Genomic DNA, 15,465 nt, shown 5'->3' with positions numbered 1-15,465 from the left:
TGTGGGACCGCGCTCGATTTAATCGAGGAATTCATGTGATTGCACCAACCATTAGACTGCCCCGTCATTTGACAAGGAACTGAGAAATCAGAGCATGAAATCGTAGGGGTGACCTGAAAGACGCAGCAAACACTTACATCGCACTTGCGACAACGCCACAACCCTTTCTCGATCAACTGCGCCGTCGAAGGAGGCTCCAAGCGGCTCGACCGTGGGTCGGCGCTTCCTTATCCCATCACACCTCATGCCCGAAGGCCGCGCCCTCATTTCGAACAATCAACGGGCCGGGAAGTTGCCAACAGATCAAGTCAGGTCGACGGTCAGTTTGCATACTTGGCGGCGACCTTGACTAATGCTTTCGCACCGCTTTGCTTCCAACCATGACGAAGGGCCCAGATGCGGAGATCATCCAGCTCGAAGAGTTCACCCTGCTTCCCGAGCGCCTTGAATCGGCTCGCAGCAAATGCCTTGTCAGATGTGTGCGTCAGACCGCTCGACACGTTCACGACCGTATGGATACTTTTCAGCGCAGCCTCAACTGCAGGACTGAGTCCCAGCGGAGGCACCTTCCACGTCTGGGTTCCCCAGAATGTGGGTTGCCAGGTCCTGAGCCACAGTCTCCCCGCGTCTTCGGTCCATGGGCAGTAGACAATCGCTGAAGCTCGAGAATGATCATCTACCTTCCCAATATCAGACTCGTCAAGATGTACTGCGAGTAAGAGGGAACCAGTATCCGCGTTAGCCGCCTTGGCCGCAGGCGTGAGTGCCATCGAAACCTCCTGAGAGTCCGAAACCTTGAGCACTTTGCCTTGCGACATTGCCTTGACATTCTCACCCCCTAAAACCTTGCCGACCGTCGAGGAGTCTACATGCTGAAGTGCCGGCACAATCACCGCGATTGTCCATATCTTTTCTGCGATGCAGTACTCGACAGCTCGTTTGAGCGCAGTCCTGACCTGCTCAACGTGGTCGTTTGCACATTCAACCAGAAACCTAGGCATCTTCTCTGACATAGTTTTTTATATTTAATGGTAGCACTTTTGATATATTTTCTTTCCAATTCACTACCGGCGTCACCATGTTTCGCCCATACTCCGCGAAGGCGTCCGCAAACAATGAGCTGGCCGATTCTGCAACATCCCGAAAGTCGGTTTCAAGGTGTGCAGAAAGCGTCCAAGGACCTCGGTACTCTTCGAACAAGGGGTCCACGACAGCCTTGATACCGTGCTTGGCTATCGCACAGCAAAACACTTCAAATTTTTCAGCGCAGAGAATAGCAAATGGAATCCGCCGCAGAAGAGCCGCATTGCACCCCCTGCTCGTGAGAATCGCCTGAACCTTGCTTACCAGCGTATCGTGCGCGTCAGGGCTTACCAGAAGCCAGTCTTCCAAAGTCACTACAAGATTCGCACACGGCAAGGAATTGCGGACCCAATGCGATTTCCCATCCAACGCAAGGACTATATTCCGATAATTTTGAGCAATCGCTTCCGCGAGAATTGTCAACTGAGCGTCGAGATCCTCAGCCGAAGATGCGATGCGGCCTCGCAGATCCAGTCGCTTCGTCTTACACTCAACGAAAACGTTCGCATGTATGTCCGACAGCACGAAATCGACACCGTGGTGCACATTCCCCCGAACCATGAAGGGCATCTCTTCGTGCACTGTCACCCGCGACGGCATGCAAGTCCTTCGGAGAACGTCCGCTGTATATTCTTCAAACGCTTTGCCAAATGCCGCATCAAATCCCTTTTGCTGAAACAAGAGATAGAACGTCCCTTCCGTGAATCGGGTCAGCATCCTCTCGGGCATCGGGCAATAGGTCCTCTCGGGGTACAACGGGTCGAGATTGACGAGCGGCCTGTCGTCAAGCGTGTCAAACGTGTATGCCCACGTATGGTCGAACCGCTGGCTTTTTCGAAGTTGGGCGCGTGTCGCCGAGAGAGAGCCGGTCATACGCTCGAAGAATCGATCTCTCGTCTCATGGTCAATGCCAGCCTTCTCCAGGTCGACACTCGTAACGAAGCGCGGCGATTTGGCGAACTGCGTGTACGTCATGAAGCCAAGAAACGTATAGTCTCTCGCCGAGATGCCAATCGCGCGCTCAAGGACGGCAGCGACGTCCTTGCTCTCGTACAAGGCGACATATCGCATGAACCTTCCCAGCGAAGGTCTTCGCTGTAAGGACAACTGCTGCTGCCCGATGCGATGCAGTTCTAGCTGGAAGTTGCCTTCCGTGGTTGCTGACGTGTATTCCAAGTACGCCTGAACTGCCCCGAAGGCTTTCTCTAGGTCATGCCAGTTGGACAGCGTCCGTGTTCCCCGCCCGATGGTTCCGTGCAGCAGTACCTCACGACAAACAAGGCTAAGCTGATGGGGAAAAATAATCTTCCTTAGGTCCTTTCCGGGCGCCCCATCGATCGACGGCGCCGGGCCACCGGCCACAACGTGCCGCGACAACTGCCAGATAATGACCAGCGATTCATCAATGCTGTAGCAGCGCATCAAATCTCGGACGGGTTTATATCTTTCGAACATATGGAGGTCTGGTCGGAGTCGACAAACGGCTCAAAGCGCCCAGTCAATTTCGCGGAGCACGAAGCCGGTTGCGTGGACCGCGAGGTTCGCATCATCCTCAGTGACTTCGCGGAGGTTACGCCGATGCCGCTCGTTCTCCTTGCCGCGCGGATGCAACATGTTCACAACCTCGAGCGCGGAACGTAGCAAGACGTGACTGCCCTGGCCGAAGTGACGCTGAATCGCGCCGATGCATCGAGCTAGATCTTCCCCGAGTAACGAAGCATCTCCCGACAGTTGATAAAGCCATCTCGAGATCAACACGACGCAGAGGTTGCGACACTGGTCTACTACTGACGTTGGCAATTCTCGATACGCCGCGTTTAGCACGCGCTGGTAGGCCCGTTTTACCGCGGGGAGGCTCTCGGTGTGAATCCGCGCCTCGTGCAGCGACGGCATTATGCCAAGTGCCGACTCTGCTCGAAGCGTGACTAGCACATCCTGGCTGACCGTGGACTCCGTTTGCAGTATCTGCCAGGTTGAAAACGACCCGGCCACACCTATCGCCAAACGCAGCCCCTCACCTCTGTCGGGTCTCCCCAAAAGCTCGGAGCATTGAGCATAGACGCACAGTTCCTTATACAAGCGGCCATCGTTCCGTTTGCTCGAATAGTCGGAAATAGCGAACGTGCTGGCATCAACCAGCATTTGTTCCCAGCCGGAGTTCCCGAGCTTCTGATATAGCCGCCCCCTTCTTACACGTGACACAGGGTCGAAGGATTCCTCGCGAAACACCCAACCGAAGGGATGACTGTCGAGCCCAAGCGGTAGCTGGGACAGATCAGAGGGGGTTTCTATGAGCTTGCATTGCGACACGACTGGCGTAGGTACGGCGAGGTAGCGCGGATGATCCTTTCCCTCGAAGATTTGCCCGGTTGCACGGTCGATTCCCAAACGAGACATGTATGGTTAAGCGCGGAGCGATAGTAATTAAGAAAAATTCGCCGCGGCTGACGCGCGGGCAAAGCGTTTTGATTGGGATGGTAGCCTCCGCGCTATACAAAAAGTGGGAGTAAGCTGACCCTTGTGCTGGTCATCGGCACCTTCACTCTGCTTCAGAAACGAGGCTCACCAGGCGTCAGCGTTGCTGTCGGAGTTGCCAATCCAGTTGACGTCTCGCTGTTGCAATGACGTCCAGGAAAGTATGCGCCACAACGTCCGGCTCTGTATTGTTCGTCGGGTAGTCGGAAGAACGGTCTCCACCGACCAACAACACTTTAATCCTCTTGCCCATGTGCTTCGTCAAGTCGTGTCTATAATGAGTAGCTTGCTCGTAGTCGCCGCGATTTAACGCGTGCGATGGTCGTTTGAACTCGATGAGCAAGCACTCTCCACTAAGATTCTCATTGAGCAGCAGGTCAGGCCGTTTTTTTGAACGTGTTCCCGTAAACTTCTTGCCAAGCATGTCCTCCACCTGGCGCTGCAGTGTCTGGTTCGAGCTGAAGATAGAATACTCGGGGCCAAATATCCAAAGATTCCGCTCGACGGCTCTGTGCATCTGCGCTTCGATGGTGCTCGCATCCTTAGCGATGCGCTTCAAGATTGTCTAAAAATTCTCGACGTGCTCCCGCCTGCTCAACGAGATAAGCCATGTCGGCGAGACCAAACTCGTCCAGCGCCTCGGCAAGTGCGACTACATCTCTACGTCGCGCTTCCGCCAAGTGCCTGACCACGGAACCGTAGTCTGATCGCTCGATTGCCTCCAGCAGAACATGGATGAAAGGCTCCACTTTCTCCGGCGGTTCGCCGTAGAATTTGTCGAGCACCTTCCTGATTGCAGTTTCGGCATATTCCCGTCGGTTTTCTGGAAGCGCAGCTAGCCGTTCTTTGATTTCACGCTTCAGCCGAGCATGAGCGAGCTGTAGCTCCTTGCCGTGCGTTTCCTTGAACGCCTGAAGAACAAGTGGCGCAACGACTTCTCTTACCTGCTCCAGAAGCTCGCTATTCTCAATAAGGCTGTCCCAACCAGCGGTGACATGATCTCGAAGTCCATCCGCATCTATCTCACCGTAGAGACGCTTCAAAAGCTTCGGGGGGAAATCGTCGCGTTCCTCCAATCCGAAGAAAGACGGTTTCCCAACAACCTTTCCGTCGACACGTATCACGATTCCAGGCAGACGTGACACCGACTTTTTCTCTGCGATCGCGAACCGAAGCTTGACTTCCCCCACATTCGGTACGGAAAACGTACTGTCCTTGAATGTCCCGACAACGTCGTCAACGCCAAGCGGTTTCCCGTCAACAATGATGCCAAAATCAGTTTCGCGACCATAGTCTTGCAACAGTAGTTGCCTCAGTCCCTGAGGACTAGGAAACGCCAACTGCTGGTCAAGGTCGCTGAGAGTAATCGTCGTCCCGTGTGCGGTCGAGTCGCAGACAGCAGTAACGAGCTCTAGGTCCAACAGGTCAAGGTCGTCAGCACTTAACAAATCCTGAAGTCGCAGAGTGAAGCTCGTCCTTGTCCCTCGTGCGCAGGTTTCAAGCGTCATCACCGAGGCTGTCATCAGTCCCGCGAACTTGCCGATCCCCTTGCGCCCTTTGACCAACCGCTGCTTACGGGCGGTACGCTCGCCACTTCTTGCGCGGCGATCCGACGCGATCGAGAGGTAGTGGTTATTCAGCTCCGCTGTGGTCATGCCGCTTCCATCGTCCGAGATGACAATCGGCGCATCGCTCATCGGCTCTGGCAATGATATGGTTACACGCTCTGCGTCGGCGTCCCAAGCGTTGTCCACAAGCTCTTTGAGAGCCTTCTCACTCGAGGTGTACTCTTGGCTGAGAATGTGTGCCAGCCGGGAATTAACGCGAAAACGAGCTTTGTTGTTTTTCATCTTCCAAAAAGGGATCCGGTCTCGTTGCGATGCATCATTCTCACCTGTCACGACTGGCTTTTCTGCCCCTCCGTAGTCGTTAACGGCAGCGCAACGGAACACTTTAGTGATCCGATGCCACGGCGCAACCCACAGGCGCATGGCGCCTGTGGGAAGTCGTCGAGCGACTCATGTGTCGTATACAGCAATCAACTCCGTGTCGAAGCATCCAGTGTCTTGCGCAGGAGAGAGAGCTCTAAGTCCCGACTGGCTCCAACGTACAATCTCTCGAGGACACCTTGAGCGGTAAACAAGCTTTCTCTGCTTTTTGGGATTCCGCCGAGCGTCAAGATTCTTCCCATGGCCACTGCTTCAATCGCAGTTGCTTCCGCCGCAATTAGACGTTCCTGCCCAAGGTACAAGTTGGACAACGTCGCCAGCACTGAAGCCAAGGACACCATGGTGTTGGCGTTCTCGTCATCCCTTCGCAGACGCGAGATCGCTTGCAGGTAGCACTCTTCTGCACGATCGGGGTCGCCTGCGCATACCTCAAGGGACGCCTGACTTAAAAGAAACTCCAACGCAAGGTCATAGTCTATTGACAGTTTCCGCTCCGCCGCCAAAGTCGCCAGCTCTGCGACAATTGCCAAGACATCTCGCGCTCGCCCAGTCTCTTTCTCAGACAAGAACAGACTGGCGAGTAGTAGCAGAGATCGTCCAGCGTATCCAATCCACTCGTTTGGACTACCGGCAAGGCAGCCAAGCTCTTGCAACAGACAGTCAAGCAACTGCCACTCCCGAAGACGCAATACATCACGACTCGTTCTCAGCAGATCGCACCTCTTTGAGATGGAGAACTCCGCAAGCTTCCGAACAATTTCGTCATCAATTTGAGATATATATTTCGCACGCACGCTTGCATACACTGAAGTCGCTACTCGGTACTTTCTTTTTGCAATTTCATTGTCCGCAAATCGAAGTCTGCCGACAACCTCATCTATGACTCTCGCCCATGGTGGAGGTGTTGGATCAGATCCTTCCGACTTCAACTCAATAAGCTTGATTACTTGCTCACTTCGCCCCGTCTCCAAATAAAGAGCGGCAAGTGTCATCACATTAGCGTCGAGTCTTTCTTTGAATCGCTGATATAACCGCCTCGCCTCAGCGTCGTGATTAAGCGGTACGACACGACTTGGCAGAACCGTTGTGAGGATCTTATTTGTTCGCATCTGCAAAGAAGCTACCTTCTGGTCCGCAAAAAACAGAAGGTCGCCATCATTGCGGCGATAAGTATGGATCGCTCCGCCTAGTGTTGCTTTTGAGGAATAGATGAAGTCCGCAGCAGATGCATAGATATGCGGCCACTGAATCAAGTCATGAAGTCTTTCGAGCAGACCTATCGCTACCTCATCTTTGCACCCTGCCGTAATCTTTCCGTCTCCCCATGAAAATACATAGAGTGGCGTCGAATACCAGTCATGGACAGCTCTTCCCATCCGCCGTATTTGAGTCAACTTTCCAATTGCGGCGTCGTCAAACTTTGAAATCTCCGCATCTTCAAATTCGACGTTCACAAACCGGACAGTTTCGTCTCTTCCAACTTCCTGTATGAAAAGTCGACCATCGCGAGTAGACGCAAAAACGCTCCGGGCGAACCCCGGAAGAGTAGGATCGATTAGTGTAAAACCGTGCGGCTTGAATATGGCATCCATTTCAAATCGCCCCATTCAGTTGATGCACACGCCGTACGGTTTCCTCGATATGCACTTGATGCTCGATTACCGTTGCGGTTTCATACAGCCTGTAGGTAAAAACGGGAATGTTCTTCTCAAGTTGATAGGGCAAAACAAAAGGCGCGTCTTTCAAACGATCGGGAACCACAAGCGCCGCGACATGCTCGCGGTCGATCGGAATTTTTTCCGCTAACGCCATTTCGATTGCCTGGCGCCTGTTGTCTGCGCGGTTCCCCGCGCGATCAGAAATCATGTCGGCGAGGACGGCGCGCTCGAGTTCGCAACCGCGATACGAAGCTGCCACACGTCCGTCGCCGACCCAATAGTCAACGTTCGAACCGTAAAAAGCCTGAATGAAATGGCCAGGCGCCCCGCAGGATATTGGCAACTCGAAATCTGCGAGGCTGTATTGGCGCGGTATCCATTGTTCGAATCTTCCACGTAAAAACGCACCGGTATCGAACGGGTACATCTGGACGCCGCGAAGCTCAATTGTAGGATGAAAGACGAAGACGCACGGTGCCCATTGACCAGCGCGCATCGAACCGTCGTAGCCAAAGCGATAAGCTGGCCGGCCGTAGAACAGATATGTTAGATCGCAGTTAAATAAGGGACAGTGAGACGGGATGACGTAGCCGCATTCCGCGGCATCCCGGAAGACGCTAGGCGCCATTGAATGCACCCAATATAGGTCAGACTCCGTCGTGCGCAGAGGCGACAGGGACCGGTACAACCGCGAATGTCTGCTCTCGCAATCTGGCGGGCCTAAGGGCGGCGACAATGCCATTTCTTCGAATCCGTGCAGTCGTTCTCGGCGTGGGCGCAAACCCACACCAGCTTACGGAGATTTTCGCCCAGAGATGCTATCGCGCCAATCGTTCGACGATTCTGTTACGAATCGACGCATAAATCGGTATTTCCTCCCAATTCGCCTTGCTGGGCAGAGAAAAATGTCTCGAGCGATGCACCGCGTCCCACCAGCTCGGTCCATCATCCCCCGACCCCCGTCGACTTTCTTACCTCACCGTTGTAGCGAAAACAGAATAATGAGCAGGATCAGCTGCTAGCCCGACTATACGTTCGATTTGGAACGGTACGTCTGAAGATAGCTTTCCTCTACAAACTTTTCATTTACTCCTGGCGTGCGAATCAACGCGGTCTATTCGTCCTTGGTCGTTCGTGCTGCGTCGGATCCTTCGATAATCCACTCTCAATCTCTTCACGAAGCGCGGCTAACGCCTCCTCGTATGTCCTTTTGAGCCCCGCGGTATTTCCGAGTACGACGAGTTTGGTAAGTCCTTCAGGCGATGCGTTGGCGAGAATCATGTTCAACGCATCTTCGCGGGTCTGCGCAGCCGGCATATCATCGAATCCGTTCGCGGCGCGAAGAATGTATGTCGCAAAGTCGACACTCCCTTCAAATACGCCAGTCTTACGGTGTGACTCCACAGGTAAGCACTTATGAGCGGGTTTGACCATCGGAAGTGCAGGATAGTCAATGCCGTTGTCTCCGTTTTCATAAAAAATATAGGCAGAAGCACAATCTCTCTGCCGCAGTTTATTGAATTGATAACCTTGGGTACTATTTATTCTCGCGATGTCTGCAGTAGAACCGGTATAACGCTTTGCCTGAAATATCAGAGGAACAAAAAGGTCACCTCGTGGGCCGCCTTCTGTCAGCGTCACAACACTATGCTCGAAGTCTTCCGCGCAAGAAGGAATGCCCTTGATGTCCAAGATCAAAGCGAAGTCTCCGCCGGTTTCCTGCTCGGCCCCGCCAACCGTCAGATCGAGGCTGCAAACTTCCAGGACGTTCTCTACCCTCCGGAGATAAGAAGATGACGATTCTGCCCAAACAGCACATGCGCCCTTAATCCCCTCTAAAAAACGCCCTGTTAGCAGATCCTCACGGGATCGAGCGGTGCAGACATCGAGCGCAAAGTCTCGTTGAGCTTGCAAACAGACGTGGAACAAAAGCCACACCGCACGATTTTGCACATTCATTGGATCGCCGAACCTCCGATCCAGCAGCTCCTCCCAGCAGAGACGAGCGACTCCCCGTTCTACGAGATCTCTAGTTAGATACATCAGGTTGTGAACGCCAGCGGCGGAAAGAACGCGGTGACAGGCCCACAGCTGCTCTGAAATATAGGCGCCCGCGTCTGGGGTCCGCCGAGCTGTCGACAAGCGAGCGAGAAGTGCTTTCTTATTAAATGTCTCAATCCTTGCGCGCTTCTTCATAGAGTCTATCTCATCTTGGCTGACACCAAAATGCTCAAGAAAGCTTTTCTGATCCATTTAAGTTGCGAGTTGGGGTGTTGACGATAAGCTGACTGCGCGAAGCGAAAGACTCTCCGACGATGGTTTCTGCACGGTCTGTGTCACGCTGCGATTCCAATGTCCGTTAGCACGCTTGTTTCGGCTAACGACAATCCCTCGTGATCCGCTTCGAGAATGTCAAGGCTATACTTTAGGATCGCGATTGTCCGATCCATTTCTTGCAAGAGCATCCAATTCAAAAAGTTAATGAAATAGAAAGCCGGAACTACGAAAACGAGCACACGAACGAATGTTTCCGAGTGCGACCACAGCGATGTTGCGACTCCGACGAAAGCCGCGATTGCCGGAAATAGCCCAATCTTGTCGAGCGCCCCGGCGAGCATCGCACCGCGCTTTTCGAATGAGCTACGCTCGTGGCTGAATTGCACCAGCATATAAGCTATGGCGTCCCGATTGCAGCAGAGGAGCCGGTGCAAAAGCGGTAGATCGATGCGAGAACAAGCTTCAACCGACCAAAGCAGAGGCGAATACGGGGCCTTGCGCAGACGGTTGATAAACGGGACAGCGCCGCCGATCCCAATGAACGATGCAGTAAGCAGTATCAATCCAACGAACGCGCTCACCACCAAAAAGGCATCTGGCAAAGATTCTTTCTCGAACGCCCAGCTCAGAAACACCAAGCAAAACAGCGCACTTAACATTGCGATCGAGTGGTCTCGTAATGCCGTGGCAGCCTCGTCGAACCATAGCTCCATCGGCGTTCGATTTCCCGCGGGCCGCGTTCGAGTGGTGAGCTCCACTACAATTTCATGCACTTCCGATATGTCCGCGTCACTGATAGAGCGACGTTCGATTGTGGTCATCGGCTGAGCTCCCTTTTCCTGGTGGCAAGTTCTTTGGTGAGACGCATGTCCCATCCGCGCGCCAGATCTGGTTCGGCCTTCTTGTGGGGCCCGAAACCCAGATGGATGGTGAGCACGCTCGTTTACGGCAAACGCTGAAAGAACTTTAATCTTGGGAGAGTTCATCGACCGCACCCCCGTATAAATCAGGTGCGCTCCGCCAGGCTGACGCGAAGCTTATGCCCGAAACAAACCCTTGAACACCGGCAGCCAGAGGGGACTGCTCTCGTTCTCAAAGTAGTAGGTCGCTCCGCCACTGTCGAAGCAGCCAGAGCCTCGAGCTCGCAAGCGGTTACGGCTGAGAAGACCGACGCCCACAACGTGTTCCCGGCCATCCCCAGATAGGAACTGACTGACGGCCAATCGCGCAGCACTCGGTGCTTGCGTGGGATCTTCATCTTGTTGCGCTAGGCACGCTAGCTGTTCAGCCTCGACGCCCTCGAAACCCAATAAGATAAGCGCTGGTCGCGCTCCCGAAAGTTGACTTCGCGCCGCTTTCTTCGCCGTATCGAAAACTGCGCTGAGTAGCCCATCGTCTTTGGAGTTCTGAAGGATGAGCAACAACGCACCGACGCCGTGTCTTCCCATAACCAATACGCTCCGGTTCCGCGTACCAGTTATGTCGTCGACGATTGCACGAGCGTCTTCGCTATCTGTCCGCAGCTCGACATCTCCAAGTCGTTGCACCTCACAATCAGTTATGCTGATCCGCAATCCATCGTCGAACGTCTCAGACTGCCCAAGTACTAGTTGGCGGTGCACTCGCTTCGCGAGTGCATCCTGCTCGGAAGGTGATCCTGGGACCGAACCTGGTACAGTCACAACGACCACGAGTCCGGTCTTCAGGCTATAAGCGAACGCATTGAGCTCCCTCCTCAACACCTCGTATAGCGAGAACGCCGTTGTGCGATGAATCGATCGGCCCTTGTCATGAGACACCGACTTGCACTCAACCTCCAACCCATTGTCGCCGAGGTCCTCAATCAAAAAGTCGAAGGTAGCATCTTTCAGCTCGGGCTCGTTCGGCTCAAGTTCCGGCCACCTGACACGATTTCCGCGCACCGTGAAGTGCGTCGCAACCGCAAACTCCATAAGAAGCGCTCTCATGTCGTCTGGATTGCAGAAAGCTCCGCGAACCCGTCCGACGGTGCGGCGGCTTCGAGGCTTTGAGATGCCAGCTGAGATATGGACTAACCCTCGGCGGCAAAAAAGCAGATCTTGATTGAACACTATGAACGCTACTGATTTTGCAGACGTCGTTGCGACCATACTCAACGAACAACATTCTGAGGTCGGCACCGTCGCCCTATTATTCGCTCCGAAGATCCCCGCTGATCTTCGCGTCGATGGGTACGTGTCCTGTCTCTTGCAGAGTCAGTCGTCGGACGGCGACCACATCTCGCGACCGGCGACTATAATTTTTGCAGATTCTGACCTTCACATTAGCTCTCGCAAAGACATTGCGCAACTTGCCGGCGAAACGGTTCTGGGCGATTCGATCAGACGCGTCACTGCGCCTGATTTGCTCGCTGAATCGCTTTTGCATGAAGTGTCACAGCTTCCTGAGGCCAGTGTGGCAGTCGTTGTCGGCGTTGGTCACGTCCGATTTACTGAAACGGGCAAAATCGCTTACCCGGCGAGCTCGTTCTTGCGCCTCGCCGAGGACAATTGGGTCCCTCATCTTGCCCATCTTGCTGAGATGCTGATAAAGGTCTCAGTCGAGCGTAAGCTCAGGCTTGTGGTCGACATCGAGCATGCTGAGCCGCGGCGGCCGTCGCTGATGCAATTGTTGAACGCAACAGGGGCAACCGTATGCTCGACGGTCGGCAGAACAAGCGCTAGTCGCACGATCGACGATATGGCGTCGGATTGGCACGAATGGGATGAAGCTGGCCTTCTTGGAAAGGTGTCACGCTCCATCGACCAGTTAATGGAGCTTGAGGCACAAGAACGTACCGTCCTCAAGGCTCAGCTCTTTCTGAACAAAGGTATTACCGCACTGGCCGTGCAGCAGATTGAGGATATGGGAAACTTCGACACTGCTGAACCGGATATAACGGTTCAGTTGTCACAAATTGCCGCTGACAGCGGTTCGCTGTTGCTCGCTCGGGATCTGCTCTCACACGCCCGGGATCGGATGCGTTCCAAGGAAGCTCTCGAAGTTGGGCTTCAAGTCGCGTGGCGCCTCAACGACGTTTCTCTCGGTTCCGCTATCGCCACAAAGTTGCAGAGTCGGTTTCCTTCCAGCGAACTCAACATCCGCAACCGCTTACGTGCCGCCACCGACAAGCGAGACTATGCCGCTGCCGCCATCGAAGCGCAGCAACTATCGGAAGCAAACGGCGAAGCTGAGGCTTATCACTTCCTGGCCAGCGAGCTCCCTAGTTCAGAAATACCGAACTATCCGGAGATAAATCGACGCATAGTTTCACGTCGGCCGAAGTGGTCTACGCTCGCTCAAGACGGGCTAGTTCGGGATGCGCTCTCTCGCGGATTGGTCATACATGCGCTCGAAATCGTTGAGTTGGTTCTCAGTGGTCGCGAGGCGGACAGGCGCACCGTACTCATGACGCTCGACGCCATAGAGCAGATCGCGATTGCCCGGGGCCCGGGAAACGACGAATTCGTTATTGACCCGGAGAGACTCGTCACGCCTCTGACGTTTATCCTCCAGTATCTTGCGGGTCGGCCGGAAGACAACTTCGTCTATAGTCGCGTCCGACACTTTGTATCTGTTGAGGGCAGCGGACGATACGGCGAAGTAACGATGATTTATCTCGTCAGCCGGAACTTGGACCGACCGGTTGTTCTTACCGGAAACGACCCAGAGCATGGCGCCCCACTCGACAAGGTGCATGCGATGACGCCAGCATTTGAAGCAGGTTTTCAGTGGCTGACCGACAACGGGCCAACCGTGCTCGGACACGCTTGTTTGCCTAAAGAGCTTGTTCCCGCCGACCCAAGGACGTTGCTTGCGAATTTCACTGATCTGATTGGGTACTATGAAGGGCGCCTCAAGGACGAACTTGACGTTACTGCAGTAAGAAATTGGCTCGGCTTAGGGCTTGCCATCGCGCCTTACGCGAAGGACTCCCTCCAGGACCTTCGTCTTCTTTACGCCGCTGCTGGGATTTTCATGAAAGGCGGTCGGGCTCAAGAGGCTCGCGATCTTTGTCGCCAGACATTAATTCTTGCCGGCGACCATCCTCAACGCCTGCGTCTGGCGTGGGCTCTCAATGCCGACGTCTATAAGGCCGGCGGAGATACCCTGGCGTGTCTTATCGCCATTAACTGCGCATTTCTCATCGACTGTCCTGTCGATACACAGGATGCGTGGCAGGAAGCGAACATGCTGACCCGCGTTTTCCGAGATCTGGCGCTCTTCGAACAGGCGACGGTGACGCATCGTTTTGCCGCCGAACTGTTGCAGGATCTCGGCAAATCGGACGAGATGGCATTGCAGCACCGGTACCTCGGCCTTACAGTTGAAACAAAGAAGGCCTCGCGTACGCAAAATTCGATGGCTGCAGCGATTGAAACGCTGCTTACGGAGGCGACGTCGGTCGCCTCTCTCGCACTCTTGCGAAATGACAGCCGCGCGCCTATCGCCAGCCTCCTTGCTCAGCTTATCAACTTCGCTGATGGTCACGAACTACCTGTCGCGGAAGCAACGCGCGAAGTCTACTCAAGCCTTTTGCGTGACGACTCAGCGCTAGATGCTGTGACTGCCGCGGTTTCTGCAAAAACGCCCACGCTTGTAGATTTGCTCGCAGTGCATCGAGCTTCAGAGAGGGCCCGATATGCTGCGGATACAGCATACGACGCCCGAATTTCTTCAACGATCGCCGCTCGTTTCTTGAAGAGTGCCGAAGTTCTGACTCGCCCGGACGAGGTAGCGTTCGCGATCGAACTTCTTGCGGACCGGGCCATTGCCTCTCCGGGCTGGCGATCGAATTCCTCGCCGGTCGCCGTCGTAGAAGACGTAGCGTCTGCTAGCAAGGTCATCTCGGATGTATTGTCACGGGGGGCGAGCGTAGTGATGGCGGGCCTGAACGAATCCGGCGAACTCGTTCGAGTCGACTGCGCTGGCAAAATGGATTTCGCCGCCCAGAAAGAGGGCCTTGCAACATTCTCGGGAAAGGCGTTATCGGCTTGGGCAAAGCAATATCCTTATGGCTACGCTGATGATAACGCGCATGCCAACGTCTTCTATCTGAGCACCGAAACTCTTAAATTCTCACCATTGCCATCGTCACCTACGCTTGTCATCGGCAGTACAACGCTTCAGGGCCTCCCACTCAACCTTTGGCGTATAGACCAGGAGTTCGCCGGATTAACCCACGCTTTAGCGTCGGTTCCGTCGCTGTCTTGGCTACGTTCGGCGCTGGCGAAACCGTCAACGAAGGGACGTGCCAAGCACGCATGGATCTCCGGCAGTGAAGATCGCGGCGCTACCCTCGCGATGGTGTCCAGCCGGCTTGAAGAAACTCTTTCTGACCACGGCATCGTGCTTAACACAGAAAGCGCGCTGCCCGATTTTGTCGATGCAAAACTTGCCATCATTACAGCGCACGGAGGGATCGCTCCCGGAGGAAAGAGCTACTTTGCTCGCATCAGCGACGAGGGTGAACTGAGCGTGACGGCCCGGTCCCTCGCAAGAGTCCTTCGAAACGTCGATGTCGTCGTTCTGTTCGTCTGCAGCGGCGGAAGGCTCGACAAGGATCCAGTCGGAGAAACCACCGCAGGAATGGCAAAGCAACTCTTCGACGCGGGATGCTCAGCTGTCATCGCATCGCCTTGGCCCCTAGATGCTCGTGTCACTTACCACTGGCTGCCGTCGTTCCTCGATGCGTGGAAAGGGGGATGCAATTTGGCCGAGGCGAACATGCTAGCAAACCAGAACGTGGAGCGGATTTTCCCTGGGCGCTTCGCGCAATCCCTCGCCATGAACATGTACGGCAACCCGTTCATTCGATACGATTGAATGCCGGCATGACACTCAACCTGTGGCGAGCGACGGTTCACGCGCGTACTCTCGGTCTACAGGTCCGTTGCTAGCGTTTGTCGTTTGTACCAGGACCCCGAGCAAGCAGTGCATCGGTGGACCCGGATGGTCTTTTTGCGCCGACTCAACCACGCCGCACTTCGTTGCGGCTCCTTTGC

At 54.6% G+C, this 15,465-nt stretch carries 11 protein-coding genes; 1 reads left to right on the top strand and 10 read right to left on the bottom strand.

Annotated elements, in window-relative coordinates; all coding sequences use genetic code 11:
- Positions 1–320: 320 nt before the first annotated feature.
- The 10 genes from HWX53_RS11750 to HWX53_RS11710 form a co-directional block, all read right to left on the bottom strand.
- Positions 321–1,013 carry a hypothetical protein gene (locus HWX53_RS11750; RefSeq protein ID WP_175941009.1) on the bottom strand — a complete coding sequence of 231 codons (693 nt, stop codon included), beginning with the start codon at positions 1,011–1,013 and terminating at the stop codon, positions 321–323.
- The gene (locus HWX53_RS11745) at positions 994–2,505 is read right to left on the bottom strand and encodes a hypothetical protein (RefSeq protein ID WP_175941008.1); all 1,512 of its coding nucleotides are present in this window, start codon (positions 2,503–2,505) and stop codon (positions 994–996) included. Before HWX53_RS11745 ends, HWX53_RS11750 begins: the two co-directional genes overlap by 20 nt.
- A gap of 63 nt (positions 2,506–2,568) precedes the next feature.
- A complete protein-coding gene (locus HWX53_RS11740; protein ID WP_175941007.1) occupies positions 2,569–3,480 on the bottom strand; it encodes a hypothetical protein in 912 nt (303 codons plus the stop codon).
- Between the two features lie 175 nt (positions 3,481–3,655).
- Positions 3,656–4,117, bottom strand: a complete 462-nt coding sequence (locus HWX53_RS27625; protein WP_244140080.1) for a hypothetical protein — start codon at positions 4,115–4,117, stop codon at positions 3,656–3,658.
- Positions 4,101–5,549, bottom strand: coding sequence for an ATP-binding protein (locus HWX53_RS11735; protein ID WP_244140079.1), 1,449 nt, complete (start codon positions 5,547–5,549; stop codon positions 4,101–4,103). The genes HWX53_RS27625 and HWX53_RS11735 overlap by 17 nt, the downstream gene beginning before the upstream one ends.
- Before the next feature lie 47 nt (positions 5,550–5,596).
- Positions 5,597–7,099, bottom strand: a complete 1,503-nt coding sequence (locus tag HWX53_RS11730; protein ID WP_175941006.1) for a hypothetical protein — start codon at positions 7,097–7,099, stop codon at positions 5,597–5,599.
- A gap of 1 nt (position 7,100) precedes the next feature.
- Positions 7,101–7,793 (bottom strand): hypothetical protein, encoded by a 693-nt coding sequence (locus HWX53_RS11725; RefSeq protein WP_175941005.1) that lies wholly within the window; start codon positions 7,791–7,793, stop codon positions 7,101–7,103.
- A gap of 476 nt (positions 7,794–8,269) precedes the next feature.
- Positions 8,270–9,418, bottom strand: a complete 1,149-nt coding sequence (locus tag HWX53_RS11720) for a hypothetical protein (RefSeq protein ID WP_175941004.1) — start codon at positions 9,416–9,418, stop codon at positions 8,270–8,272.
- Positions 9,419–9,501: 83 nt separating this feature from the next.
- Complete coding sequence (locus HWX53_RS11715; RefSeq protein WP_175941003.1) at positions 9,502–10,263, bottom strand: hypothetical protein; 762 nt, start codon at positions 10,261–10,263, stop codon at positions 9,502–9,504.
- A gap of 216 nt (positions 10,264–10,479) precedes the next feature.
- Entirely contained in the window at positions 10,480–11,409 is a 930-nt protein-coding gene (locus HWX53_RS11710; protein WP_175941002.1) for a hypothetical protein, read from the bottom strand.
- Positions 11,410–11,533: 124 nt separating this feature from the next.
- Here HWX53_RS11710 and HWX53_RS11705 point away from each other — a divergent pair, with 124 nt between their 5' ends.
- Entirely contained in the window at positions 11,534–15,286 is a 3,753-nt protein-coding gene (locus HWX53_RS11705) for a CHAT domain-containing protein (RefSeq protein WP_244140133.1), read from the top strand.
- The last annotated feature ends 179 nt before the right edge of the window (positions 15,287–15,465 follow it).

The sequence above is a fragment of the Caballeronia sp. BCC1704 genome, assembly GCF_902833455.1.
Classification (GTDB): Bacteria; Pseudomonadota; Gammaproteobacteria; order Burkholderiales; family Burkholderiaceae; genus Caballeronia.
The sequence above is the reverse complement of the archived record's forward strand: the minus strand, read 5'-3'. Positions and strand labels throughout refer to the sequence as shown.